Source organism: Halomonas sediminis (genome assembly GCF_044871105.1).
Lineage (GTDB): Bacteria > Pseudomonadota > Gammaproteobacteria > Pseudomonadales > Halomonadaceae > Vreelandella > Vreelandella zhuhanensis.
Genome location: NZ_CP085246.1, coordinates 2,998,846 through 3,025,401, shown reverse-complemented (window position 1 = coordinate 3,025,401; position 26,556 = coordinate 2,998,846). Strand labels below are relative to the sequence as shown.

Sequence of the window (26,556 nt, the reverse complement as noted above, 5' to 3'; positions counted from 1 at the left end):
AGAATAATGAAGTGGGCTGCCGGACGGATATACCGCTGTACCCTGATGGCCGGCGGTGCGCTGGCTTTTTTGTTGGTCAGCCACAGCCTGCAAGCGGATTTTTCGCGGCTAGGTCAACTCAGCGAGAAGGGCTTTTCAATCAGTGCCGAAGCGCGTTTGCTGGGCGGGGGCGCTGTGCCGGGTAAAATGCTGGGCCAGATCGAACCCCTGCGTCAGTTGTCGCCAGCCTCGGTGACCAAGGCTTACCTGGCGGCGGCGATGCTCGCGCGCTTCGGCCCGCAGCATCGGTTTACCTCACGCCTGGTGAGTAGCAGCGTGGTGGATGCCGATGGCGTCTTGCACGGCGACCTGGTGTTCGAAGGCGGCGGCGATCCGAACCTGACCACAGAAAATCTGTGGCGTCTGGTGCAGCGTTTGCAACAGACCGGTGTGCGCGATGTGAATGGCGCCCTGGTGATCAGCCAATGGCGTTTCGGCCCGGTTAACTGTCTGACCACCGATCGCTGCGAGGCGCAGTCGCGAGTGGCCAATTCCTACAGTGCGCTGCTGTCTTCGGCGGGGGTCAATTACGGCAACTGGTGTATCAATGTGGCACCGGCCGGCACGCCAGAGAAACCCGCAAGGGTCACCAGCTGCGATAGCCAGGTGCCGCTCACGCGGATCGACAATCGCGTGGTGACCCGACCGGACAATAGCGGTACAGAGCTCAATGCCGAACGTATCAGCAGTGAGAGCGGGGATGTGATGAGGGTGAGCGGCCAGATTTCCACCAACGCCCATCCAAGGGACATCTACCGGGCGGCGAGTGACCCCGCCTTGCAGACCGCCCAGACCCTTGCCGCCATGCTGCAACAGGCAGGAATAAGGCTGGCTGCACCTGCGCGTATCACCACTGAGCCTCCACCGAGTAATGCCACCAGCCTGGCAGTGGTGGAAGGCTTGCCACTGCAGGAGTTATTGCTGCGTACCATGAACTATTCCAATAATTTCATGGCCGATGTGCTGGCGCTTTCCTTGGTAGAGACGCCCCGAGCAGAACTGGATCAGGCTGGGGCGGCCTTGGAAAGCTTCGCGGCAAGCCTGCCGGGGCATGGACCGCTGGAGTTGCTCAGTGGTAGTGGGCTGACCACGGAAAACCGTACCTCCGCCCATGGCATCAATGTCATGCTCGAAAACATGTTTCATCAAGGGGCGCTGTTTCCCAGCTTCGTGGCGGCGTTTCAATCGCCTTCCAACGGGGTGATGCGCTTTATCCGACGCGGCCCGGAGGTGTTCCAGAATAATGTCATGCTCAAGACCGGCACCTTGAACCAGCCGGTGGCAGTGCGCGCGGTGGGGGGCTATTTCCGCACCGTTTCAGGAGATTGGGGCGTGTTCAGCGTGCTGGTCAATGGGACTGGTTCGACACCGTACCTAAACTGGTCGCTTGTGCTCGACCCCCTGTCTCAGGATCTTGAGACGTTTATCCTGGCACATTAATCTGACAGGAAGACGCTTTTCAGCCGCTCGCACAAAGGAACATTCATGAAACCCAGACATACCGGTTGGCGCCATCTGGTCAAGTCGACGCATTATTCACTCAGGGGGTTAAACGCCGCTTTTCGCCATGAAACCGCTTTTCGTCAGGAAGTCGGCGTTTGCTTGCTGTTGTTGCCGCTGGCGTGGTGGGTAGGCGAGGACCCAGTAAGCTGGATTCTGTTGATTGGCAGCGCGGTACTGGTGCTGATTGTGGAACTGCTCAATAGTGCCATTGAAAGCGTGGTGGATCGTATCGGTATCGAGCATCATGAGCTTTCCGGGCGAGCCAAGGACATCAGTTCCGCGGCGGTGATGTTGGCGCTGCTACTGGCGGGGCTCGTCTGGTTGCTGCTATTGGGCCAAAAGATGTGGGGCTGAGGAGCCTCGCGCTGTTTTCTCCATCGTTTCGTTGACTCTTGAATTCGTGAGGTACGCATGGGCTTTGCCGAAGATTTTCTGCCACGGGATGAAATTCCCACTCCGCTGCAAGAACCGCTAGCCCAAGCCTGGCAACGTTTGCAGGAGTCCTTGGAGCAGGCGGACAATCTGGCCTCGATGAATAAACAGGAGTTACCGTCGGAAAGCTGGCAGGCATTGAGTGACAGCCGTCGCCGGGCGCTGGCGCGGGTGGTGAGCATCTCCACGTTTGCCCTGGATACCCTGGCGCGTTACCCAAGCTGGCTTGCCGAGCTGGATGCCGTGGGTGAGCTGGATGAGGCGCCCGCCGCCGATACCCTACGCCAATGGCTCGACGAAACGCTGGAAGGTGCCGCTGACGAAGAAGCCATGCACAAGGTGGTTCGTCAATTCCGCCGAGCGCGCATGCTGGGTATCGTCTGGCGTGATCTCAATCGCAAGCAAGGTGTGGATATGTGGGACACCGCGGCGGCGGTGTCATGCCTGGCCGAAGTGTGTCTGGATGCCGCCCTGGGTTGGCTGGAAGCCTTCCTGGCACCACGCTGGGGATATCCCCAAGTGCGCAACGATGGCAGTTCTCAGCGCCTGGTCATTCTGGGGATGGGCAAGCTGGGTGCCGGTGAGCTCAACCTTTCCTCGGACATTGATCTGATCTTCGCCTTCCCCGAAAAAGGCGAGACCCAAGGCGGTCGCAAGTCTCTGGATCATCAGGAATATTTCACCAAGCTGGGCCAGCGCCTGATTACCGCCCTGGATGCGGTGACGGCGGACGGTTTTGCCTTTCGCGTGGACATGCGCCTGCGCCCGCTGGGCGATGGCGGCCCTCTGGTGGGCAGCTTCGCCATGCTCTCGAGCTACTATCAGGACCAGGGTCGGGAATGGGAGCGTTACGCCATGCTCAAGGCGCGCCCGGTAGCCGGTGACCGTGACGCAGGAGCGGAACTCTTGGCCGGTTTGAGACCCTTCGTGTATCGCAAGTACCTGGATTTCGGGGCGATCGAATCGCTGCGCGAACTCAAGGGCATGATCAACCGCGAAGTGAGACGGCGCGGCATGCAAAGCAATATCAAGCTCGGGCCGGGCGGCATTCGCGAAGTTGAATTCGTGGTACAGGCCTTCCAGTTGATTCGCGGTGGACGCGACACCGAACTTCAGGTCACCTCCCTGCAAACGGCACTCAAGCGCCTCCCGGCACTGGGTTTGTTGCCGCAAGAGGTCGTGGATGAGTTATTGCCGGATTACGCTTTTCTGCGCGATCTGGAACATGCCATCCAGGCACTCGAAGACCGACAGACCCAAACCCTGCCGGTGGAGGAGTATGATCGCGAACGCGTGGCACTGGCCCTTGATCATGACGGCTGGCCGTCGCTGATGGCTCAGCTCGACGAGGTGCGCGAGCGGGTGCGTGGCCATTTCGATGCGGTGATCGCAGACCCGGAAGATGATATCAACGATACCGGCGTGAGCGGTGAAGGCCTGAGCCTGGCCCAATGGCGCCTGGTCTGGCGGGGGGAGCTGGATCAGGAGGAAGCCCAGGCGCTGCTGGCCCAGGCCGGGTTCGAAGATCCCGCCAAGTCGCTCAAACGCCTGCACGGACTCTATCATTCGCGCCAGGTACAGAGCATGCAGCGTATCGGCTTTGAACGCCTGGATGCGTTGATGCCGTTGTTGCTGGATGCATTGTCCGAAAGCCAGATTCCCGACCTGGCGCTGGCACGGGTGCTACCACTGATAGAAGCGGTATTACGCCGCACCGCCTACTTGGCACTGCTGCGGGAAAACCCCCAGGCACTCGAGCATTTGATGCACCTGTGCGGCCCCAGCCCCTGGATTGCCGAGCAACTGGCACGCTACCCCCTGCTGCTGGATGAATTGCTGACGCCGGAAACGCTTTACACGCCGGCGGACAAGACGCGGTTGGCCGATGAATTGCGCCAATCGCTCAATCGCATTCCCGAAGACGATGAAGAGGCCCAACTAGAGGCGCTGCGCGTGTTCAAGCATGCTCAGGTGCTTCACGTGGCCGCGTCCGATATCGCCGGCACCCGCCATCTGATGAAAGTCAGCGATTACCTGACCTATATCGCGGAAGTGATTCTGGACGCCGTCCTGGCCATGGCCTGGAAGCACGTCACCCGCAAGTACGGAACGCCTGAGGGCCTGGCGGCGGTGGGCGATCCGGCTTTTCTGATTGTGGGCTACGGCAAGCTGGGGGGGATCGAGCTGGGGTATCGCTCCGATCTGGACCTGGTGTTTCTGCACGACAGCGACGGCAAGGGCAGCACCGACGGCCCCCGGTCGATCGATACGCCGGTCTTTTTCACCCGGCTTGGACAGCGCATCATTCATCTTTTAACCGCTGTCACCCCGGCCGGAAGCCTGTATGAAGTGGACATGCGGTTGCGGCCTTCGGGCAACGCCGGGCTACTGGTGACATCTCTGGATGGGTTTATCGACTACCAGCGCCAGCATGCCTGGACTTGGGAACATCAGGCGCTGGTACGTGCACGGGTGGTGGCGGGAGACCCGGCCCTGGCCGAGCGTTTTTCGGCGCTGCGTGGCGATATTCTGGCGCAGTCGCGGAATGAAAAGACGCTCCGCGACGAAGTGGTCAAGATGCGCCACAAGATGCGGGAACATCTGGCCAGCAAACAACAAGACGGCGGTACTTTCGATCTCAAGCATGACCCGGGCGGCATGGTGGATATCGAATTCCTGTGTCAGTACGCCGTGCTTTCTCTCGCTCACGAAACGCCGGCACTGCTGAACTACAGCGATAACAGCCGGATTCTGGAGACGTTGGCCGACGCTGGCCACCTGAATCATGACGAAGCCGAGCGGCTGCGCGAGGCTTATCTGGCCTATCGCAGCCGGGTTCACCGCGCGGCCTTGACCGGAGAACCTGCCAAGGGCAATAAGCGAGACTTCGAGGCACACCGTCAGGCCGTCATCACCCTATGGAAACGTTTCCTCGAACCTGACGTTGCTTGAGGCGTCAATCAAGCGGTGTTCTGCGTGAACCGACAAGGGTTTCTCAACATGGGTGATAGACAGCCGCGACCCACCTCCTGGGTGGGTCGCAGGGGGATGGCATGATCGGACATATTCTGACGACCTTGCTGCCGGTGTTCTTGATCGCCGGCTGCGGCGTCCTGTATGGCCGCTTTCGTACCCCCGACATTCGCAGCCTCAACACCCTCAATATGGAGCTGTTCGTTCCACTGTTGGTTTTTGCGGTGCTGGCCGACCGTCAGGCGCCGCTGGCGGATTACGCCTGGCTGGCGACCGCAGCCATGGTCGTGGTGCTGGGCGCGGGGCTTGTGCTATGGCCGTTGGTTAAATGGCTGAAGCTCGACCCCAAGGTATTTTTGCCCCCGATGATGTTCAACAATTCCGGCAACATGGGGGTGCCGTTGCTGGTGCTGGCCTTCGGCCCGGAGGCATTGCCTGCGGCGGTGGTGGTGTTCATCGTGGAGATGCTGCTGCATTTTTCGGTGGGGCTTTACATGCTCGACCCGCGCACATCCCTGTGGCGCTTGCTGCGCATGCCGATCGTGTTTTCGAGCCTGGCCGGGCTGGGAGTGAACGTCAGCGGTTTGCCGTTACCCGCCTGGTTGCTGGAAGCCATGCACATGCTGGGCGGGGTCTGTATTCCGTTAATGTTGTTTGCGCTTGGCGTGCGGTTGCTGGAGATTGATTTCAGTGATTGGCGAACCGGCTTGCTGGGAGCGCTGTTATGCCCACTTTCCGGCTTGGTGATTGCGTTGCCGTTAATCTGGCTATTGCCACTGAACCCTCTCCAGACGGCGGTTTTGCTGGTGTTTTCCGCACTGCCCCCGGCGGTGCTCAATTACCTGGTGGCCGAACAGTACCGCCTCTCACCGCAAAAAGTGGCCTCGCTGGTGCTGATCGGCAACTTGGGTAGTCTGGTGGTGATGCCATTGACCCTGGCGGCAGTGTTCGCCTGGGTGTACGCACCCGGCTGAGAGGTTAGCGCGAGGAGTCTCTAGGGTTGTCTTTCACCTGGTCCTTCACCTCATAGCTACCTTCGAGTACGTCCTGCGAGCCTGAACGATTCTTATCGTATGCAGACGTATCGCCGCCAATATCTTCGGCTTGGTTGGCCCGCATCTGCTCCATGCGCTTTTTCAACCGGTAACGCACCAAGGGCATCATCGCCCAGCCAACCAGCAGAAAGAATAGCCCCAGAATAACGCCGACGATCATCAGCGCACCCAGAACCAACCAGATAAGCAGCAGCTTGAGGCTATCCATGATCCCGTTAGGGCGAGTCCGGGTGGCCCGCGCCCGCCATTGACTGGCTGCCTGCCAAGCGGCGTTGTTTCGCGGGTCCCGATTGGTATGAGACATTGCGCTGCTCCGTAAGTGAAATCTCAACCCATTCGAACATACTGTAGATGGCGAGTTCACTTTTATGCTGTATATCATGCCAAGAGGAGCACAATGCGGTCTCGGCATTTCAACAAATAAGGTCTTCATCATGAACAAGAAAGTCTCATGAGCCGGCAGCCCCGCCAAGGTGCCACGCGACGCCGACCGCGATGGGCCACCTTTGATCGTTGGCTGGACCGAGTGGTGTCGGTTGCCGTGATAACGGCACTGATCGTCGGGCTGGCGGCCGTGGTCGCTCATTGGCTGTTGTAGGCTTCTGGAACGTAAGCGGGTTTTATCCCATATTCTCTGCTGCACCGGTCTCGATGCGATCACGCCCGGGGCGTTTGGCTTGATAAAGCCGTTGGTCGGCACATTCAAGGAGTACTTCCGGTGTGGTAGGTGTCAGTGGAGGCAGGCTGGCTACCCCCCATACTCACGGTCAAGTGAGGGTAAATGGGCGAATAGGCATGAGGAATCGCCAGGTTCATGATGGCGCATCGCAACTGTTGAGCGACACGTGTTGCGCCTTGCTTATCCGTGCTGTGTAGCACACAGACGAATTCCTCCCATTATAACGTGCCCTTATGTTTTCCCATATTTTCTTCGTGGCGTCTTCAAACCCCAAGCTGTTAGGCTCTGCGCTTGCCCCTGAGAGACTACTTATCGTGTCATTGGTAGAGCTGCCTTCCCTTCCGCGCCGGACCTCACGCCGTGAAATCTTTGGCTGGGCAATGTTCGACTTTGCTAACCAGGCGTATACGCTGCTGATCATTACCGTGGTGTTCGGCGAGTTATTCACTACCGTGATCGTGGGTGAGCGTGGCGACAATTATCGCTTTGCGAATTTTCTGTGGAGCCTGGCGTTAGCACTCAGTTCGTTGATGGTGGTGCTCACCGCGCCATTGTGCGGCGCGGTAATGGATTATCGTGCCGAGAAGAAACGCTTTTTGTTCCTTAGCTACCTGGCGACCGTGGCTACCACGGCGATGCTGTATTTTGTCGCGCCGGGGTATGTGATGTTGGGGTTCTTGCTGATTGTGCTGTCGAATTACGCCTATTCGATGGGAGAAGCCTTTATCGCCTCATTTCTGCCGGATCTCGGCCCACCGGAGGCAATGGGCAAGATTTCAGGATTCGGTTGGGCGCTGGGCTACATTGGGGGGTTGTTTGCCGCGGGCTTTACCCTGGTGGCACTGGGCGAGACCACCGCCGAGAATTTCGAGCGTATCCGCTGGGTCGGGCCGTTTGCCGCCGGCTTTTTTCTGGTGGCCGCCATTCCCACTTTCATGTGGCTGAAAGAGCGTGGCACGCCTCAACCACCGGGCGTCCACTACCGGGTGATCGCCAAGGAGCGGGTCAGGACGACCTTGGAAGACCTGCGCTATTTTCAGGATCTGGGAATATTTCTGGTATCGCTGCTGTTCTCCATGGCAGGCATTTACATCATTATTTCCTTCGCGTTTATCTACGGTGCCCAGGTTATCCAGTGGGATGGCGCTATTCGCAACGTGATGTTCATTATCGTGCAGATTACCGCCGCCGCCGGAGCGCTTGGCTTCGGCTGGATACAGGATCACCTGGGGGCCAAACTCACCTATCAGATCACCTTGGGGTTATGGGTGAGCTCCATCCTGGCTATTTGGGCCACGCCACAACTCACGGTATTACTGAATACTTACCTGGACCTGACACTGGAAGCACAACATGTATTTCTGGTGGTGGGTTGCTTGGCGGGTGCCAGCCTGGGGTCGAGCCAATCTGCCAGCCGCGTGCTGGTGGGGCTTTTCACGCCCTTACCCAAAGCGGCAGAATTTTTTGGGTTTTGGGGCCTGGCCAACAAGCTGGCGAGTGTGTTCGGTATTGTCATGCTGGGTACATTACAGGCATTTATCGGTCTTCAAGCCTCTATTCTATTATGTGCTGCCTTGTTTATTACGGCTATGTTGATATGTACGCAAGTGAATGAAACCCGAGGACGCCGGGCGGCTTGCGCATGGAAACCACAGGAACGCTCTTCCAATTGAGACCCATTGAATGAGGTGAGGTGAGCCATGTCCAATCGTAGGCTTCGCCGCAGCGGGCTGGGAATGATGCTGCTGTTCTGGGTGTTGCTGATGGTCGTGGGTACCTGGTGGCTGCAAGGTGGCCTGGAGAATATGGTTCGCCCCAATGCTCACTTGGTCAATACGTCGCCCGATGATGAACCGGTCACTCTCAGACGTAACCGGGCGGGGCATTTTGTGGCCCCGGGGTATATCAATGGGGAACCGGTAAGGTTTCTGCTCGATACCGGGGCCACTTATGTGGCGATACCGACACCACTTGCCGAAACTCTGGGGCTGAAGCCCGGGCGTAGTGCCTGGTTCAATACCGCCAATGGACGAGTGAAAGGCTCCTTGACCGAGGTTGAGGAAATCGCCTTGGGAGGCATTCGGCTGCGTAATGTAAAGGGTTCGATCAGCCCGGGCATGGAAGGCGATACCGTCCTGCTGGGGATGAGTTTTCTCAATCACCTGACCATTGAAATTCGTGACGGGGAGATGTTGCTCAGACCCCCGAGCCAGTAAATACTCCTCTTGAGAAGTCTTCGACCTTGTGCTTAGCTGAGGGCTACTCATTACCACCCCGCTAAGGATAAGGAGATTACCATGGGCATTGAAGTTGGTGGGCTACTGGGGCTGATTTGGCTGATCATCGTGATCTGGGCAATCGTCAAGGTGGCAAAAAGCTCGGCCGGGGGGGTGGCCAAGGTTCTCTGGATTCTTGGTCTGCTGATTTTCCCGCTAGTCGGTCTGATCGTCTGGTTATTGTTCGGGCCCAAGGGATAGTCGTAAAAATGTAGCTTCTTTCAAGGGCAAGCCAATGGCTTGCCCTTTTTTGTCCATGCGACTTCGAGAAAGAGACCGCTTACACTGCAGGTCAGTCTTGGGCTTGAAAGGAGAAATTATGCCAAACAGCGATTGCAAGCGCATTGACCTGGCGTTGCAGGGCGGTGGCTCGCACGGAGCTCTGACCTGGGGAGTTCTGGACCGCCTGTTGGAAGATGAACGTCTGGAAATCGATGGTGTCAGCGGTACCAGTGCCGGGGCCATGAATGCGGTGGTGATGGCTTCCGGCTTGCATACGGGGGGCCGTGAGGGTGCGCGCGAAGCATTGTATACGTTCTGGAAAGCCGTCAGTGAGGCCGCGCGCTTTTCACCGATTCAGCGCAGCTTCTGGGATCGGCTAATGGGTAATGACAGCCTTGATTACTCACCCAGCTACCTGTTTTTTGAAAACCTGACCCAGCTGATACCGCCGACCAAGCTTAATCCACTCAAGGTCAATCCTTTGCGTGATCTGGTATTGGAGCAGGTCGATTTCGACCTGGTCAATGCCTGTCGCAAAGTAAAGGTCTTCGTGACCGCCACCAACGTGCGCACCGGGCGGGCAAAGATCTTTCGTCAGCCTGAGTTGAGCGTGGACACCGTCATGGCCTCGGCCTGCCTACCGTTCATGTTTCCGGCAGTCGAGATCGATGGCGAAGCCTATTGGGATGGCGGGTATAGCGGTAATCCGGCGCTGTATCCGCTGGTCGATGACCAAGGGTGTCGCGACCTGGTGGTGGTGCAGGTCAACCCGCTGGTGCGACAGAAATTGCCCGAGAGTTCACGGGAAATACTCGACAGAATCAACGAAATAACCTTCAACTCAAGCCTGATAAAGGAGCTGCGCAGCATTCAGCTGTTACATCAATTGATCGATGCCGAAGGGCTGGAGCTGGAAAGCTATCGCTCAATGCGCTTGCACTTGATTCACGCCGAACAGGAGGTTGAGAAGCTCAGCGCTTCGAGCAAGATGAATGCCGAGTGGGGTTTTGTGTCTCGCCTGCATGCCCAGGGCCGCGCCTGGGCCGAACGTTGGCTGAACGACCATTTCGATGCCCTCGGCGATCATTCGACCTTTGATCTGGATGTGTTGTTCGAGGACACTTTTCGCCCGGTTGCGATACCCGATGAGTCATCGGAGAAAGACGCTCGAAAGTGAGCGAGGGCGTTACCGGGCTATCATCAGCGCAGATGGCAAGTGCTTGACCCCTGGCGGTGAGCTTACGATAGTGAATGCAGTTTCTTTCACCACCGGTGCTTGGACCATGCTCATGTCGCTTACCCATCGTCAGCTTGAAGGCGAACTGATGGACGATCCGGCGCTGGATCGAAAGGCGCATCAGGCAGCGCTAAACGGTCTGCGCCGCATCAATGCTGCAAGCCGAACGGCGGCGGCATTGTGGCCTCGAATTGCACGCATTGCCAAGGCCCGGCGGTTTTCCAGCCTTTCGGTTCTGGATGTCGCCACCGGCGGGGGAGATGTGGCCATTGCCTTGGCATGTCGTGCGCGTGACGCCGGTCTTCGCCTGCGTATCGAGGCCTGTGATATCAGTCCCACGGCTCTCCACTTCGCCCAGGGTCAAGCCGTTCGTGAAAAGGTGGACGTCAGTTTTTTTCCTCTCGATGTGCTTGAAGACCCCTTGCTTGCTCGCTATGACATCATCACTTCCACGCTTTTTCTGCACCATCTCAGCGATGCCCAGATTGCCGCTCTACTTGAAAAACTGGCCGCACAGACCGACCACCTGCTGGTCAGTGATTTGATCCGTAATCACACTGGCTATGGTCTAGCCTACGTGGGTACTCGCCTGCTCTCGGCCTCGAAAATCGTCCATGTGGATGCAATGCGGTCGGTGCGTGCAGCACTGACGGTGGCCGAGGCACGGCGGCTGGCAAGTCAGGCAGGGCTTCAAGGAGTGCGATTCGAGCGGCATTGGCCGAGTCGCTTCATGCTGTCCTGGTCGCGTAACCAGGGAGTGGCACCAATGACGCACCAAGGCGCGTTGCCATGAGGCTTCACAGCTTGTCCCGGGAGTGGGATGTGATCGTCGTGGGGGCGGGTGTCGCCGGAAGCGTGACGGCTTATCGTCTGGCACGCCGCGGTTTCAGCGTCTTGCTGGTTGAAAAATCCGTGTGGCCGCGTCACAAGGCCTGTGGTGGCTGTCTCAATGCCGCCACGCTGCAAGCATTGTATGAGGCCGGCCTGGAAGATGTTGCTAGCACCGCTCCGATTTACTCTCACCTTCGCCTGGCCAACGGTAAGAGGCAGGCGGTGCTGGGATTGCCTATCGGCCGAGCCGTTAGCCGCCGCACCTTGGATGCCCGGCTTGTGGAGCGCGCCATCGATGCCGGGGCCTGTTTTCTACCCACCACCCATGCATCGTTGACGAATACGCAAGGTGCCGATACCCCGGCCTTCAGCCGTGAGTGTCGCCCTGTGGTGCTGGATAACGGCACTGATCGAGTAACGCTCGGTGCCCGGTTGGTCATCGGGGCTGATGGGCTGGGTAGCCGGCTGTTGCGTGGTGATAGCGTGAAAGTACGGCATGTCGATAAGACTTCACGCATCGGGCTAGGTACCACGCTGGCTGAGGCGCCGGCTTTTTACTATCCGGGCACGATACATATGGCCTGTGGACGGCATGGTTACGTTGGCCTGGTGCGTGTCGAGGGAGGGCAACTGAATATCGGTGCCGCTCTTGATCCGGCCTGGGTAAAGCAGTGTGGTGGACCGACTTTCGCCGTGGTTCACTTGCTACAAGCCTCGGGTTTTGCGCTGTTCGATTCGCTGTACGAGTCGAATTGGCAGGGTACGCCCCGCATGAGACGCTACCGCCCTTGCCTGGGTGCCGAGCGACTACTAATGGTGGGAGACGCGGCCGGCTACGTGGAACCCTTCACTGGCGAAGGCATGAGCTGGGCACTGGCGGGGGCCGCTGCCATTGAACCCTTGGCCCTTGACGCTATCCAGCAGTGGCGACCTGGCCTTGTCAGGCAGTGGACGGCCCGGCATACCCAAATAATCGGCAAACGGCAACGCACCTGCCGGATGGTATCGGCCTTGCTGCGTAGTCCTCGTCTGATGGCGACATTATTGCCGGTAGTCACCGCTGTGCCGACGCTGGCCGCGCCGTTAATTGCACGGCTCAATCGTCGCTACCGATTCAGCGCCAAGGAGGGGAAATGAAAACGCCACAGGCAAGCCTTATGGGGGTCGGTGTCGCCTCGCCCAGAGGCGTGTTAGGGCAGGATGCTGCAATTGAACTCGCCCAGCAGCGCTGTACCAGTGATGAACGCCAGCAGGCTTGGCTTCGACGCATCTATCGACACACCCGAGTGCAACGTCGCGGCAGTGTCTTGCTGCGTCCTGGAGAAGGCGCAGAAGGGTTCGAGAGATTCTTTCCTCCTCCGCTAACGGCACAGGATCGCGGGCCGAGTACCGCCACCCGGCTGCAACGTTATGTGAAGGAAGCCGGCCCACTGGCGGAGCGGGCCTGTCGCGAGGCTCTGCGCAACAGCCGGGTCGAACCCCGGGAAATTACCCATCTGGTGACGGTAACCTGCACCGGCTTGGTAGCGCCGGGGCTCGATAGCGAACTTCCTCAACGCCTAGGACTATCAGCGGATATCGGGCGCTTGAACCTGGGTTTCATGGGCTGTCATGGCGCTCTCAATGGCATGCGCGCTGCAAGTGGATTGGTCAGGGAGCATCCAGAGGCGCGGGTACTGCTTTGCTGTGTCGAGCTATGCAGCTTGCATTTTCAGTATGGCTGGGACCCGCAGAAAATCGTCGCCAATGGCCTGTTCGCGGATGGCGCCGGAGCAGCGATTCTGGGTCCGGCTGATAGCCGGGCGCAAAAGTGGCAATTGATCGAGACGCAGAGCCGTATTGCTCAACATTCCAGCAATGCCATGACCTGGAGCGTCGGGGATTATGGTTTTGAAATGACCCTATCGAGCGAAGTGCCTAAATTGATTTGTGCCTCGCTGGGAGAATGGATGGAAAGCTGGCTGGCAGGGCATGGCATGACCGTCAGTGACGTGACCCACTGGGCGATCCACCCGGGAGGGCCGGATATTCTGCGAGCGGTAACCCAGACGTTATCGCTGCCGGAGCAGGCCGACGCGGCTTCCCGGGAGGTATTGGCCGAACATGGCAACATGTCCTCGCCAACGGTGCTGTTCGTGCTTGAACGCCTGCAAGCCCAGGCGGCAAGCGGTCCCTGCGTAATGCTGGGCTTCGGGCCAGGATTGGCATTTGAGGGAGTGCTTCTGGCCTAGCGCTAACCCTGCAGCGTTTATATCGTGAGAATCAACAAGGGGTGTCTTGTAGTGACCGGGAGTAATTAACTCATTAACATAGGTAACCTGATTGCCCACGCCTCGATATTCGTGTATGGAAACCGGTGTCTCAGGCAGGATGGCGAATGGCGATTTCCACTTTTAATCCATTCGAGGGGCTTCTTGAAAAGTCCACCTGCCCCTCATAGTGTTGAATTATGTCGTAAACGATTGCCAGACCCAAGCCATGTCCGGGCGTCTGTTCGTCGAGCCTCAACCCTCGTTTGCCTAACTTACCTATGGCGTCTTCGGCTACGCCGGGGCCATCGTCATTAACCACAATCTGCATTTGCTTGCGATCTTCCTTCAAGGAAAGTTCGATGCATCGCGAGGACCACTTTCCAGCGTTATCGAGAAGATTGCCGAGTATTTCGTTCAGGTCATGCTCTTCAATGGGCCAACGATGCTCGTCCGTAAGTTCAGTTGACAGCTCGAAAGACTTTTCAGGATACAAACGGCCTAGCATCCACAAAAGATCTCTGGCTTGTTTCACTGGGTAGGTGCTTTTTCCAACCTGTGGGCCAGCGAATCGACTACGCCGCATTTCCGCTTCAAGCTGCTTGTCGATATCACCAAGTCGCAATCCCATTTCGTGTCTCAGACTATTATCGAGCGGGCGGCTGGTATCTTCGAGGATCTGCCTAACTGCCGCGATTGGCGTCTTGACACTGTGAGAGAGATTGGCTAGCGCCTCTCGTGAACGTTCGAGCCTTTGATCGAGAGAATCGAGGAGTTGATTGAGCTGTTGCACGAGGGGCCGGAACTCCTCAGGGGCCTGGACATTGATTCGTGATATTTCACCGCCCTGCAGTTTTTTAAGTGCGGCCTGAAGCGATGCAACGGGCCACATTGACAGGGTAATAACCATCCAGATGACCCCGACAAGCAAAAGAATCAGCAGGATAGATACGATAGCCGTCCAAGCATGTAGCTCTGCCTGGCTGTTTTGTAACGCGCCCATGTCTTCTGAAACGATAACCACCATGGGGATGTCGTTAACGAGAAACGATTTGCGATAGGCGAGAATATCCGAAGGCGCATTGGGTGCCTTCGCATCGCGTACTCTGAGAGTTCCCTGTCGATCGGACTGCAGCAAGGGACTCAGCAGAGGGCGCCAGGATTGCGGCGAAATCATCGTTTGAGAGGATGAGTGGATGGCGAAAGCATGATGAAACACTTCCTGGAAGTAATCACCTGTCTGGAGCGTGTCTATTCTGCCACCGGATTGACGAATCTGATGCTCAAGGAAGGCCACTTCATCCTTTAGCCGGCTCTCAACGAACTCTCGGGACATCCTGTCCAGCAATAACCCCTGGACAAGCCATGCAAGCGCCATCAGAACGATGCTGGCCGGCAATAACAGGGCCAGAAGTGTTCCCTTAACGGACGCCGGCTTTCTAAACAGCATCATTAAACAAGTACCCCTGACCACGGCGTGTGGCGATGGTATTTACACCCACCAGCTTTCTCAGGCGACGGATATAGGCTTCGATGACGTTTTCGCTTGGGCTGTCGTTAAGGTTGTAAAGTTGCTCCATGAGCTGTTCCTTGGAAAAAACATGCCCCGGGCGGCTCATGAGACATCGAAGCAGGCGAAATTCAGTACCGGTCAAACTGTGCTCAGTACCATCTGGCATTTTTAGGCTCTGTCGGTTCACGTCCAGCTCAAAGCGTCCAGCCTTTAAAGTGGACTGCACGCGCCCTTCGCTTCGGCGCACGATGGCATTCAGCCTGGCAATCAATTCTTCCGTCTGAAATGGCTTGGCAAGGTAGTCGTCTGCGCCAGCCTTCAGGCCGTTTACTTTGTCTTGCCAGTCTCCTCGCGCAGTAAGGATCAATACCGGAAAGTTGGCGTTGCTCATGCGCCATTTCCGCAATACGTCAAGGCCATTTCCGTCTGGCAGTCCCAGGTCCAATACGCCGGCCCTATAATCTTCTTGCTCACCCAGAATTATCGCTTCTCTGGCAGTGTGGGTGGTATCCACGCTGAAACCGGCTTTCTCAAGTTGGCTGGCAAGCCCGTCGGCTAACAGGTGGTCATCCTCTACCAGCAGTAATCGCATTTATCGTTTCCTTCTCTTGGTCAAAGCAGGCTGTGGCAGTGTCGCTGAGTAACCTGAATTCAGCCTGAACAGCAAATATATCGGCATTTTCAGAAAGAATTCAGGTTAATGCGCCATGGTGGCGATCGTTCTGATCGAATGCTCAAGTTACCGGACAAACCCACAAAGGGTTTAACGCAAGCCATATCACAGGAGACGTTTTGATGAACGCATCAAAATTCATAGTTGCCGCAGTGGCCATGTCGATTTCAGTAACAGCTCTAGGGGCTGGTGCCCATGAAGATGGGCATGGTGCGAAGAGCGGTGAACCGGCTAAGGCGTCGGAAGCCGATCGAACTATTACTGTCGAGATGCATGACAACTACTACGAGCCTGAATCTCTCAAGGTCCAGCAGGGGGAGACTGTACGTTTTGTGGTGGAGAACAAGGGCAATCTGGTGCACGAATTCAATATCGGTACGCCTGCCATGCACGAAGCTCACCAAGAGGAAATGATGATGATGGTTGAGCACGGGGTTATCCAGGGTGGCAAGCTGCACCACGACATGATGGAAATGGATATGGGCAACGGCCATTCCATGAAGCATGACGATCCGAACAGTGTGTTGCTAGAGCCGGGCCAGAGCAAGGAGATCGTCTGGACATTTTCGGAGAAGGGCAATCTTGAATTCGCCTGCAATGTGCCCGGCCACTACCAGGCTGGCATGTACGGCGACGTGAATTTCAACTGATCCGGAGGCCATCCTCTGAGTCATTCGGGTGCCGCGGGCGGCTTAAGCTCGGCACCCCGCAAGTGGTAAGTGCATAGCGGAGTAAAACATAATGAAAGCACGCCTTTTGGCAGGTGCCTTGAGTATGCTATTGCCGATGATCGCATTGGCTGGCGAATACGACCTGACGGTTGACCGGATCAAGATTGACACCGGAGATTTCGTAAAAGAAGGTATCGGGTACAACGGAAAATCGCCCGGCCCGGAGTTGCGCTTCAAGGAAGGCGAAGAAGTCACCATCAATGTGACGAATAACCTTGATGAAATGACATCAATTCACTGGCACGGCCTGATTCTTCCGTTCAACCAGGACGGTGTACCGGGAATCAGCTTTCCCGGCATCAAGCCGGGCGAAACGTTCACCTACAACTTCCCGATTGTCCAGGCCGGAACCTACTGGTTTCATAGCCATTCCGGTTTTCAGGAGCCAGACGGTGCCTTTGGCGCCATCGTGATTGAGCCCGAAGGAAGGGAACCCTTCCGGTACGATCGCGACTACGTCATCCAGCTGACGGATAAACATCCCCACTCCGGTGACCGCATCATGCGCAATCTGAAAACCACGCCGGATTATTACAATCGCCAGCAACAGACAGTGGGAGAGTTCTTTTCAGAGGTTTCTGAGCACGGCTTCATGGACAGCGTAAAAGATCGTCTGGCCTGGGGCGATATGCGCATGATGAAGGCGGATATTGAGGATGTTCAAGGCTTTACCGGCATGATTAATGGCAAGGGTCCGGAGCAGAACTGGACCGGCGTGTTCAAGCCCGGTGAGCGTATTCGCCTGAGGTTTATCAATTCCTCTGCCATGACCTATTTCGACGTGCGTATTCCCGGCCTGGATATGACCGTTGTGCAGGCGGACGGCAACAACGTCCAGCCGGTCAATGTGGACGAATTCCGGATTGGTGTCGCTGAAACCTATGATGTGATTGTGCGTCCTCGAGATGCACAGGCGTACACTGTTTTCGCCGAATCCATGGGCCGCTCCGGGTTTGCCAGGGCAACACTTGCGCCGGAAGAAGGAATGCAAGCCCCCGTACCGCCCATGCGTGACCCCGCTCGCCTGACCATGGCCGACATGGCGGGAATGCCGGGAATGGACCACGGTGACATGGACCATTCCACTATGTCGGACATGGATGATTCCAGCATGGCAGGAATGGATCACTCCTCTATGCCGGGTATGGATCATGGCGGCATAATGGAAGACGGAGGCGAGGTCGGTGACCCCTTCTATGCAAAAGGCAGTGGTATCGCCCCAACAGCAGCTAACGGTGGCAAGTTCCTTTCGTACACGGACCTGAAAGCTCAGAAACCGCTCTATGAAGACCGGGAGCCAACCCGGGAAATCGAGCTCCGCCTGACTGGCAACATGGAGCGCTACACCTGGAGCATCAATGGCGTCAAGTACGAGGATGCGGACCCAATCCGGCTTCAGTACGGCGAGCGCGTTCGCTTCAAGTTTGTCAATGAAACCATGATGACGCACCCCATGCACCTCCACGGTATGTGGTCAATTCTCGATGTGGGCGCGGGAGAATGGAATCCCATCAAGCACACGGTCAGTGTTCAGCCAGGCACCACCCTGTATATGGAAACTGAGGTCGATGCACCTGGACAGTGGGCTTTCCATTGTCACCTGTCGTATCACGCCGCTGCAGGGATGTTCCGGAAGGTCATTGTCGAGGGCGGACCTGAGGCTTCTCAGACCAGCACTGAAGCTGCGACCGACGCTGGAGGTGACGCATGAGCCGTACCAAATCGTTGATGGCCGTCAGCTTGCTGGGTAGCGTACTCATCCCGGCGGTGGTGTCGGCACAGGAGATGCTGTCTGACACCACGGATCGAAAAAAGCCTATCACTATATGGGGCGCCCAGTTTGAAGAATTCGAGTACCGCTACAGCGATGCCGATGAAGAACTGGCTGTCTGGGATGCAGATATCTTTTATGGTACTGACGACCTGAAGGTTCGTTGGCTGAGCAAGGGCGAGTATGCCATAGAGGAGCAGACTTACGAGGGACTTGAAAACCAGCTGGTTGGGCAGATTCCTATCTCCAAGTTCTTTGACGCCAAGGCTGGCGTCAGATTCGACACCCCAGAGGGGCCCGACCGTACCTATGCAGTGCTGGGTGTTGCGGGCCTTGCCCCCCAGTGGTTTGAGGTCGATACGAATTTTTATGTGAGCAAGGATGGAGACACGTCCGCCGAGCTCGATGCGGAGTACGAGCTGTTGTTCACGAACTACTGGATCCTTTCGGCTAATCTTGATGCCACGGTTGCATTCAGCGAAGACCGGGAAATTGGGGTCGGCAAGGGCCTGGTTTCCACCGAAACCGGACTCAGGTTGAGTTACGATCTGATAGACCGTTCTTTCTCACCCTATGTGGGGGTGGTTCATGAACGCAAGTATGGAGACACGGCGGATTTCGCCGAAGCCGATGGCGGCAGTACGGAGGACTGGTTCGCCGTTATTGGAGCGAGACTCTCCTTCTAACCCCCTCTGAACGGACCCTGCATTTTGCTTCGAGAATAATATGTAGGGCCCCGTTATCAGGAAGGTAGCCTGACGTTAAGCAATTATTTATAATTAATCGCGTGTTCTGTTCCGTAGCCATCGAGCAGACGGTGCATTTCACTACAGAAACGCTCAAACGCGAGGTAGGCATTTTGGCGATTCGCCACGGACAAGCTTGCTGAAGAATATCCCGATACGGCCAAGCTTGGCGTCTTCCTTGGCCGTCATCAGGCCTGGACGAGCAGCGCGGTAGCATACATCGCCGCTGCCCCCACGCCGATGCCAGAGAGGGCGGGACCAGAAAGCCATGATTGTCCTTCGCTGCGCGCATGGTTAACCAGCATTGCACCGACTTCGATGATAACCTGGAGGATAGCACCGGCCCCAATGGCGAACGCGATCGCTGCCCAATGGGGTGAGAAGGCATAGCTGCCGATCCATATCCCGGCGACGGCGGGCAGCCCGGCGAGGGCCGCCAGCGCAGCGAACAGCCACAGGTTTGGCCGCTGTTTTACCATGGGAGCCACGATACCGATGCCTTCGGTTAGATTATGCAGACTGAAGCCGAGCACTAGGTAGGAGCCGAGCGCCACCGAGCCTGTCGCGAACGCAGAGCCGATCGTCAACCCTTCACCTAGATTATGCAAGCCGATACCCAACGCGATGGCGGTGGCTAGACCTACACCGGTGAGCGCACGCCCTCTGCGCCGACTAATTGCCATCAACGCTACAAAGGTAAGAGTGGCAATCAGCCAAACCAAGATCCCACCTTGGAGCCCGGGCGCGGCTTCTCCGGCCAACTCTAGCCCCTCCTCAAGCGTATCGATTAGCAAATAGGCGAGCAGACCAATCGTTAGCGCCAGAGCGAACTGAAACGTCCGAGTGCCGCCCGAGCGTAGAGCCGGATAGAACAGCATGCCGAGCGCTACTGGAACGAGCCCAACGAATAAACCAACGATGCCGAAGGTGCTCAGCATAGTCGCGGTTACGGTGGGCGTGGCCAACGCCACGTCGATGGTGTGTTCAAAGGTCGCACCGCTCGAGGTTAAGAGAGTCAAGTGATGAGCCTCTCCCGGCACCCAGTGATACGGGATGCGCAGCCAGGCTGTTTCCATGCGTCCTAGGCTGCCCTGTGGTTCCTGAGCGAAGATCCAATAGGCCCCATCGACCTGTACCTGAGCGATGTTCATCGGCTCTGACCCTCCAGCACGCACCCGAAGCGCGATGCCGTTGTCGTCAAGCAAGGTGCGTTCAACCGTCAGCTCCTCCGTAGGCGGAACGCCAAAGGTCAGGGGGCGCAAGGGATCGCTCGCCAAGAAAGTAACCACGAGGGCCAGGATCAAAAATACTGGCAGGATAATCCAGAGAATGCGGCGGTTCATAGATTTACTCTCCCAGGGCAGCTGGCTGCGGCGTGGCATCGCGCACCTCGAACATGCTCATCCAGCCCAGCTCGGCGAATTCCGACTGATGGGCATGGAACATGTACAAACCGGGCTCATGGTCCTTGAATGACATCTCGAGAATGCCGCGCTGCCCTTGGCATTGCATGACCGTGTCGACCATCCGCAGCGTTGGGGTGAGTGTGGTGCCGTGATCATAGTAATCGAAAAAATTGGCATGCAGATGTAGCGAATTGATGGGATCGAATTCTGTGGCGTTGATCAGGTAAAGCCGTATTGGGCGGTGTCGGTCAACGACGATGGGCCGTTTAGAATAGGCGTGAGCGATCGAGTTGACTGCGTAGACCTCGTTTTCTTCATCGAAATTCGTATCGAAACCATTCATCACCAGAACAAACTCTTGCCACTCTGCGTTCTCTGGAGAGTCAAGGAGGCGCGCGCGCGCGGCATCGACCTGCTCCGGATGACGGTTCGGGTCAGGGTCGATGATGAAGGCACCGTAAAGCCCTTTGTGTATATGCCGCTTCAGCGGGACCGAGTGACAATGGTACAAATGGCAGCCGAAGGGAAAGGCATCGAACTCATAGACGAACTCCTCGTTAGGCAGCACGTTACCGGCCCCCGGTACACCGTCCATCCGGGCGGAATGGATACCATGAAAATGCATGGAGTGAGCGTGCGAGCCGAGGTTGCGAAAGCGGATCCGTACATGATCACCCTCGGTCATCCGCAGCGAGGGGCCAGGTACCCGGCCATTATAGGTCCAGGCCGGGAAAAAAATGCCGGGTGCAATCTCGATCTCCTTGTCACTGGCGACTATGTCGAATTCTCTTAGAATACGACCGTCTGGTAAGCGAGACACGGTTCCTCTATCCCAATCGGTCAGGATTTCATGAGGGTCGAAGCCATTACGAGCATGGTCTACCTCACCTACGGTAGTCATGCCATTGTGGGTGTCGTGCTCATCCATCGGTTTTGGAGAATCGGGCTGAGAACCACCCTGCTGTGAAGGCTGCGGCGCTTGTCCCAATGCTAATCGAGCTGCCGCCGATCCGCCGATCAGCGCGCCGGCTCCCAACAAAAACCGTCGTGTCAGGCGGTAACTAAACCAAGATTGCATTATCCTGCCCCGCTGTAAGAAGGTAAGCTTTGTATCAATTTCGGTAACGAGCCAAAATGAACATCCTGCTAAAATTTATAGCCAAGGGTATGTTAAGTATGTGGACATGACAAGCATTGTCAAGCTGATCGTATGATCCGCAGCACCTCTGTGCTGGTTATGCTTATAACGAGATAGGAATGACAGTGATGAAGCTGGAATTAAGCCACCATTCTGCACTGCTGGATGCGGATCAGCAGGCAGCTAATTTTAAACGGGTACGAGAAGCCCATCAGAGCGAGGTGGCTGAAGACTACGTTGAGCTTATTGCCGATCTGATCAGTACGACGGGAGAGGCACGGGCAGTAGATATTGCGCGACGTCTCGGGGTCGCTCATCCCACGGCGGTAAAGACCCTGGCCCGGCTTCAGAGGGAGGAGCTGGTTTTCAGCGAGCCTTACCGGGCGGTTTTCTTAACGGAGAAAGGACGTGAAATCGCAGAGCATTCAAAACACCGACACGCGATTGTTGTGAGCTTCCTACGTGCCCTCGGCATCAGTGAAGAGGTCGCCCAGCGCGACGCCGAGGGCCTTGAACATCATGTCAGCGAAGAAACCCTGGCGGCATTTGAACGGGTAATCCAAAGCAAAGCGGTGACACCAAACTGAAGGCCGGGTACTTCCATCTGGACCGGTTCGATACGGTTGAGCAGTTACAGCAAGGTTTCGACCGTTACCACCCATCACTACAACCACGCTGGGCCGAGGGCGCTTTCTTTTGCGATGCGTTTTACGGTGTCGTTCAATCCCAGCTCAGCGCGCCACCCACCTGATATTCGGTGACGCGGGTCTCGAAGAAGTTCTTTTCCTTGCGCAGGTCGATAATCTCGCTCATCCAGGGGAAAGGATTCTTGGCGCCGGGGAATTGCTCCTGCAGGCCGATTTGCGCCAGGCGGCGGTTGCAGATGAAATGCAGGTATTCCTCCATTATCGCCGCGTTCATTCCCAGTACGCCGCGCGGCATGGTATCGCGGGCGTAGGCGATCTCGAGTTCGGTGCCTTCGAGAATCATCTGGGTGACTTCATCCTGGAATTCCGATGTCCAGAGGTGTGGGTTCTCGATCTTGATCTGGTTGATCATGTCGACGCCGAAATTCAGATGCATGGATTCGTCACGCAGGATGTACTGGAACTGCTCGGCCACGCCGGTCATCTTGTTGCGCCGCCCCATGGAGAGAATCTGGCTGAAGCCGCAGTAGAAGAAGATGCCTTCGGTGACGCAGTAAAAGGCCACGAGGTTGCGCAGCAGTTCCTGGTCGGTTTCCGGGGTGCCGGTTTGAAAGTCCGGGCGTGAAAGCGATTGGGTGTGCTTGAGGCTCCAGGCGGATTTGGCGGCCACCGAGGGCACTTCGCGGTACATGTTGAACACCGCGCCTTCATCCATGCCCAGCGACTCCACGCAATACTGGTAAGCATGGGTGTGAATGGCTTCCTCGAAGGCCTGGCGCAGCAAATACTGGCGGCATTCCGGGTTGGTGATCAGGCGATACAGCGCGAGCACCAGGTTGTTGGCCACCAGCGAATCGGCGGTGGAAAAGTAGCCCAGCGAACGCTCGACGATACGACGCTCGTCGGCGGTCAGTCCGTTCTGGCTCTTCCACAGGGCGATGTCCGCGTTCATGTTCACTTCCTGGGGCATCCAGTGGTTGGCGCTGCCATCCAGGTATTTCTGCCAGGCCCACTCGTACTTGAACGGTACCAGTTGGTTCAGGTCGACGCGGGCGTTGATCATCTGCTTGTCATCGACTTCGATACGCGCGGCACCCATTTCCAGCTCTTCCAGCCCGGCGGCGACATCCAATTGTTCCAGCGACTGGCGAGCACGCTGCAGGCGGTCGTTCTCCACCGGGCGGTAATCGCTTTTCAGCTCACCGGCATCGGCTTCAAAAGACGGTGTCGGTGCGGCGGGAGCCGGCTTGGGTTTTGACCTTGTTTCGGCGACGGCCTGGTCGTCCTCATGGAATTCATCCCAGTTCAGCATGTGGCTCTCCTGTCATGTAAATCTCTTGTATAGGGGCGTTATTGGCAGGCTTCGCAGCCCAGCTCATCGATATCGCTTGCCGAAGGCGGGCGCTGGCCACCCTTGCCGTTCAGGAAGTCGTCGACACCCTGCGGTTCTTGAATGCTAGAGGCTTCGGGTGCGGCGGTTGGCGCGGAGCCGTTACTCACGGCGTTCAGGGTGCCGCGTTCGACGGTGGATTTTTCCACCGAGGTGGCGCCAAGGGCACGCAGGTAGTAGGTGGTCTTGAGGCCGCGAAACCACGCCATGCGATAGGTGACATCGAGTTTCTTGCCCGAAACGCCCTTGATATAGAGATTCAGTGATTGGGCCTGGTCGATCCATTTCTGGCGCCGCGAGGCGGCTTCCACCAACCATTTGGGCTCGATCTCGAAGGCCGTGGCGTACTTGGCCTTGAGGTCGTCCGGCACGCGCTCGATGGGTTGAACGCTGCCATCGTAGTACTTGAGGTCGTTGATCATCACTTCGTCCCACAGGCCGCGAGCCTTGAGATCATCCACCATAGAGGCGTTGACCACGGTGAACTCGCCGGACAGGTTGGATTTGACGAACAGGTTCTGATAGGTCGGTTCGATGGACTGCGTCACGCCGCAGATATTGGAGATCGTCGCGGTGGGGGCGATCGCCATCACATTGGAGTTGCGCATGCCCTGATGGGTGACCTTCTCACGCAGGCGCTGCCAATCCTGAGTGGTGCTGGTGTCGACCTCGATATAGCTTTCGCCGCGTTCGAGCTTGAGTTTTTCGATGGAATCGATGGGCAGTACGCCCTGGCTCCACAGCGAGCCCTCGAAGCTTGAGTATTTTCCGCGTTCGGCAGCAAGATCCGAGGAGGCTTCGATGGCGTGATAGCTGACCAATTCCATGGAACGGTCGGCGAATTCCACCGCCTGTTGACTGGCGTAGGCAATGTCCTGGGCGTAGAGCGCATCCTGGAAGCCCATGATGCCGAGACCCACCGGACGATGCTTGAAATTGGCATTACGCGCCTGATCCACGGCGTAGTAATTGATGTCGATGACGTTATCCAGCATGCGCACGGCGGTACGTACGGTCTTGCTGAGCTTGGCGCTATCCAGCCTGCCTTCCAGGATATGCCGGGCCAGGTTGATCGAGCCCAGGTTGCATACCGCAATCTCATCGATGCTGGTGTTGAGCGTGATCTCGGTGCAAAGGTTCGAGGAGTGAACCACACCGGCGTGTTGCTGCGGGCTTCTCAGGTTGCAGGGATCCTTGAAAGTGATCCAGGGGTGGCCGGTCTCGAATAGCATCGAGAGCATCTTGCGCCACAGATCCTTGGCCTTGACCCGCTTGAATAACCTGAGCTGGCCGTCATGGGTCATCGCTTCGTAGTCTTCGTAGCGCTTCTCGAAAGCGGCGCCGTAAAGCTCGTGCAGGTCCGGGCAGGTGGAGGGCGAAAACAACGTCCAGTCGCCATCGTCGAACACACGCTTCATGAACAGGTCGGGCACCCAGTTGGCGGTGTTCATGTCATGGGTGCGGCGACGGTCGTCGCCGGTGTTCTTGCGTAACTCGAGAAATTCCTCGATGTCCAGGTGCCAGGTCTCCAGGTAGGCGCACACCGCGCCTTTGCGCTTGCCACCCTGATTCACTGCCACCGCCGTATCGTTGACCACCTTGAGAAACGGCACCACGCCCTGGGACTTGCCGTTGGTGCCCTTGATCCAGGCGCCCAGGGCGCGTACCGGCGTCCAGTCGTTGCCGAGCCCCCCCGCCCACTTGGAGAGCATGGCGTTGTCGCGGATGGCGCTATAGATCCCGTTTAGATCGTCCGGCACGGTGGTCAGGTAACAGCTGGAAAGCTGGCTGCGTACGGTGCCGGCGTTGAACAAGGTCGGCGTGGAGGCCATGTAATCGAAGCTGGAAAGCAGCTCGTAGAACTCAATGGCCCGCGCTTCGCGATCATCTTCATTCAGTGCCAGTCCCATGGCCACACGCATGAAAAGTACTTGGGGAAGCTCGTAACGACTCTCGTCATGGTGAAGGAAGTAACGGTCGTAAAGTGTCTGCAGACTCAGGTAAGTAAAGGCGAGGTCACGGCGGTGATCCAGTGCCGCGCCCAGGCGGTCGAGATCGAATTCGGCCAGACGAGGGTCAAGCTGCTCGAATTCAATGCCCTTGTTCACATATGCTTGAAACGCCGGGGAGTAGAGCTCTGCCATTTCCGAGTAAGTGGCTTCGTCGGCGACGCCCAGAAAAGACAGGGCTTCACGGCGCAGATTGTCCTGGAGCAGGCGGGCGGTGACGTAGCTGTAGTTGGGCTCTTTCTCGACCAGGGTGCGAGCGGTCATCGTCAGCGCCTGGGAAACTCCATCGACGGTGACGCCGTCATAGAGGTTTTTCAACGCGGCCTGGACAATGGCACCGGCGTCAACATTGGCCAGGTCGGTACAGACATCGGTTACCAGTGTTTCGATACGGCCCAGATCCAGCGGGCGGGTACTGCCGTCGCGTAGCGTCACATTCAAATCGGGATGCGGCTTGGCGATTGCCGCTTCGTTGGTGGCGCGCGCCCGGGCATGTTCTTCACGGTAAAGTACATAGGCGCGGGCGACTTTCTGCTCGCCGGCGCGCATCAGGGTGAGTTCGACCTGATCTTGGATATCCTCGATATGCACGGTGCCGCCATCGGGCATGCGACGTAGAAAGGCCTGCTGAATGGTTTGCGCTGCCTGTGGGACAAACGCTCGTACCCGGGAGGAAGCAGCAGCGTCGTCACCTTCCACGGCAATGAATGCCTTGTACATGGCAACGGAAATCTTGTTGACATTGAAGGGGGCGACATCGCCTTCGCGCTTGATGACACTTAGGGTTTGCGGCGCGGTGACGCCAACGCCGGTGGTGGTAGAAGGATACAAATCATCGGACATGATGGGAAATTCCATGAGGCCAGGTTTTGCCGGACGGCTAAAAAAGCTGCTTGATAGAAGGAGATGCTTCTGCTAAGGCACACTATGTGGTGTGTTTTTATTAAAAAAACACAAGATAGTGTGTTTGGTCTCAGTGTTCAAGTTTTTGATCGGCAGTGCCAAGGCCACCCCCAGGAAGTGTGAAAATGCAGCC

Annotated in this window: 23 protein-coding genes; 16 read left to right on the top strand and 7 right to left on the bottom strand. The window is 57.2% G+C overall.

Going from position 1 to position 26,556, the window contains the following annotated elements:
* Window positions 1-6: 6 nt before the first annotated feature.
* From dacB to LG290_RS14235, 4 genes are all read left to right on the top strand, one after another.
* A complete protein-coding gene (gene dacB / locus LG290_RS14250; protein WP_499835362.1) occupies window positions 7-1,479 on the top strand; it encodes a D-alanyl-D-alanine carboxypeptidase/D-alanyl-D-alanine endopeptidase in 1,473 nt (490 codons plus the stop codon).
* A gap of 45 nt (window positions 1,480-1,524) precedes the next feature.
* Window positions 1,525-1,896, top strand: coding sequence for a diacylglycerol kinase (locus tag LG290_RS14245; RefSeq protein WP_499835361.1), 372 nt, complete (start codon window positions 1,525-1,527; stop codon window positions 1,894-1,896).
* A 57-nt stretch (window positions 1,897-1,953) separates the two neighbouring features.
* Entirely contained in the window at window positions 1,954-4,926 is a 2,973-nt protein-coding gene (gene glnE, locus LG290_RS14240; RefSeq protein WP_499835360.1) for a bifunctional [glutamate--ammonia ligase]-adenylyl-L-tyrosine phosphorylase/[glutamate--ammonia-ligase] adenylyltransferase, read from the top strand.
* Window positions 4,927-5,027: 101 nt separating this feature from the next.
* Window positions 5,028-5,921 (top strand): AEC family transporter, encoded by an 894-nt coding sequence (locus LG290_RS14235; RefSeq protein ID WP_499835359.1) that lies wholly within the window; start codon window positions 5,028-5,030, stop codon window positions 5,919-5,921.
* A 4-nt stretch (window positions 5,922-5,925) separates the two neighbouring features.
* On the opposite strand, the gene LG290_RS14230 is transcribed toward LG290_RS14235, so the two are convergent.
* A complete protein-coding gene (locus LG290_RS14230; protein ID WP_499835358.1) occupies window positions 5,926-6,306 on the bottom strand; it encodes a hypothetical protein in 381 nt (126 codons plus the stop codon).
* A gap of 147 nt (window positions 6,307-6,453) precedes the next feature.
* Here LG290_RS14230 and LG290_RS14225 point away from each other — a divergent pair, with 147 nt between their 5' ends.
* From LG290_RS14225 to LG290_RS14190, 8 genes are all read left to right on the top strand, one after another.
* Window positions 6,454-6,600 (top strand): hypothetical protein, encoded by a 147-nt coding sequence (locus tag LG290_RS14225; protein WP_499835357.1) that lies wholly within the window; start codon window positions 6,454-6,456, stop codon window positions 6,598-6,600.
* 461 nt (window positions 6,601-7,061) lie between these two features.
* Window positions 7,062-8,354, top strand: a complete 1,293-nt coding sequence (locus LG290_RS14220; RefSeq protein ID WP_499837116.1) for an MFS transporter — start codon at window positions 7,062-7,064, stop codon at window positions 8,352-8,354.
* A 27-nt stretch (window positions 8,355-8,381) separates the two neighbouring features.
* Window positions 8,382-8,897, top strand: coding sequence for a retropepsin-like aspartic protease family protein (locus LG290_RS14215; RefSeq protein WP_499835355.1), 516 nt, complete (start codon window positions 8,382-8,384; stop codon window positions 8,895-8,897).
* A gap of 81 nt (window positions 8,898-8,978) precedes the next feature.
* A complete protein-coding gene (locus LG290_RS14210) occupies window positions 8,979-9,158 on the top strand; it encodes a PLDc N-terminal domain-containing protein (protein WP_160419045.1) in 180 nt (59 codons plus the stop codon).
* 118 nt (window positions 9,159-9,276) lie between these two features.
* On the top strand, window positions 9,277-10,356 hold the full coding sequence (locus LG290_RS14205) for a patatin-like phospholipase family protein (protein ID WP_499835354.1): 1,080 nt from the start codon (window positions 9,277-9,279) through the stop codon (window positions 10,354-10,356).
* Between the two features lie 70 nt (window positions 10,357-10,426).
* A complete protein-coding gene (locus LG290_RS14200) occupies window positions 10,427-11,209 on the top strand; it encodes a methyltransferase domain-containing protein (RefSeq protein ID WP_499835353.1) in 783 nt (260 codons plus the stop codon).
* Window positions 11,206-12,384 carry an NAD(P)/FAD-dependent oxidoreductase gene (locus tag LG290_RS14195; protein WP_499835352.1) on the top strand — a complete coding sequence of 393 codons (1,179 nt, stop codon included), beginning with the start codon at window positions 11,206-11,208 and terminating at the stop codon, window positions 12,382-12,384. The genes LG290_RS14200 and LG290_RS14195 overlap by 4 nt, the downstream gene beginning before the upstream one ends.
* A complete protein-coding gene (locus tag LG290_RS14190; RefSeq protein WP_499835351.1) occupies window positions 12,381-13,478 on the top strand; it encodes a type III polyketide synthase in 1,098 nt (365 codons plus the stop codon). Before LG290_RS14195 ends, LG290_RS14190 begins: the two co-directional genes overlap by 4 nt.
* A 130-nt stretch (window positions 13,479-13,608) precedes the next feature.
* On the opposite strand, the gene LG290_RS14185 is transcribed toward LG290_RS14190, so the two are convergent.
* Window positions 13,609-14,949, bottom strand: a complete 1,341-nt coding sequence (locus LG290_RS14185) for an ATP-binding protein (protein WP_499835350.1) — start codon at window positions 14,947-14,949, stop codon at window positions 13,609-13,611.
* Window positions 14,936-15,601, bottom strand: coding sequence for a response regulator transcription factor (locus LG290_RS14180; RefSeq protein ID WP_499835349.1), 666 nt, complete (start codon window positions 15,599-15,601; stop codon window positions 14,936-14,938). Before LG290_RS14180 ends, LG290_RS14185 begins: the two co-directional genes overlap by 14 nt.
* 203 nt (window positions 15,602-15,804) lie before the next feature.
* On the opposite strand from LG290_RS14180, the gene LG290_RS14175 reads away from it, so the two are divergent.
* From LG290_RS14175 to LG290_RS14165, 3 genes are all read left to right on the top strand, one after another.
* The gene (locus LG290_RS14175; RefSeq protein ID WP_499835348.1) at window positions 15,805-16,332 is read left to right on the top strand and encodes a cupredoxin domain-containing protein; all 528 of its coding nucleotides are present in this window, start codon (window positions 15,805-15,807) and stop codon (window positions 16,330-16,332) included.
* Between the two features lie 91 nt (window positions 16,333-16,423).
* Window positions 16,424-18,124: a copper resistance system multicopper oxidase gene (locus tag LG290_RS14170; RefSeq protein WP_499835347.1), complete on the top strand. Its 1,701-nt coding sequence runs from the start codon at window positions 16,424-16,426 to the stop codon at window positions 18,122-18,124.
* The gene (locus LG290_RS14165; protein ID WP_499835346.1) at window positions 18,121-18,870 is read left to right on the top strand and encodes a copper resistance protein B; all 750 of its coding nucleotides are present in this window, start codon (window positions 18,121-18,123) and stop codon (window positions 18,868-18,870) included. Before LG290_RS14170 ends, LG290_RS14165 begins: the two co-directional genes overlap by 4 nt.
* A gap of 248 nt (window positions 18,871-19,118) precedes the next feature.
* Here LG290_RS14165 and LG290_RS14160 read toward each other — a convergent pair whose 3' ends face one another.
* Together LG290_RS14160 and LG290_RS14155 are read right to left on the bottom strand one after the other, a co-directional pair.
* Window positions 19,119-20,192, bottom strand: coding sequence for a ZIP family metal transporter (locus LG290_RS14160; protein WP_499835345.1), 1,074 nt, complete (start codon window positions 20,190-20,192; stop codon window positions 19,119-19,121).
* Window positions 20,193-20,277: 85 nt separating this feature from the next.
* Complete coding sequence (locus LG290_RS14155) at window positions 20,278-21,414, bottom strand: multicopper oxidase domain-containing protein (protein WP_499835344.1); 1,137 nt, start codon at window positions 21,412-21,414, stop codon at window positions 20,278-20,280.
* Between the two features lie 179 nt (window positions 21,415-21,593).
* Here LG290_RS14155 and mntR point away from each other — a divergent pair, with 179 nt between their 5' ends.
* Window positions 21,594-22,061, top strand: coding sequence for a manganese-binding transcriptional regulator MntR (mntR, locus tag LG290_RS14150; protein WP_499835343.1), 468 nt, complete (start codon window positions 21,594-21,596; stop codon window positions 22,059-22,061).
* Between the two features lie 133 nt (window positions 22,062-22,194).
* On the opposite strand, the gene LG290_RS14145 is transcribed toward mntR, so the two are convergent.
* Entirely contained in the window at window positions 22,195-23,433 is a 1,239-nt protein-coding gene (locus LG290_RS14145) for a ribonucleotide-diphosphate reductase subunit beta (protein ID WP_499835342.1), read from the bottom strand.
* A gap of 38 nt (window positions 23,434-23,471) precedes the next feature.
* Complete coding sequence (locus LG290_RS14140; protein WP_499835341.1) at window positions 23,472-26,363, bottom strand: ribonucleoside-diphosphate reductase subunit alpha; 2,892 nt, start codon at window positions 26,361-26,363, stop codon at window positions 23,472-23,474.
* Between the last annotated feature and the right edge of the window lie 193 nt (window positions 26,364-26,556).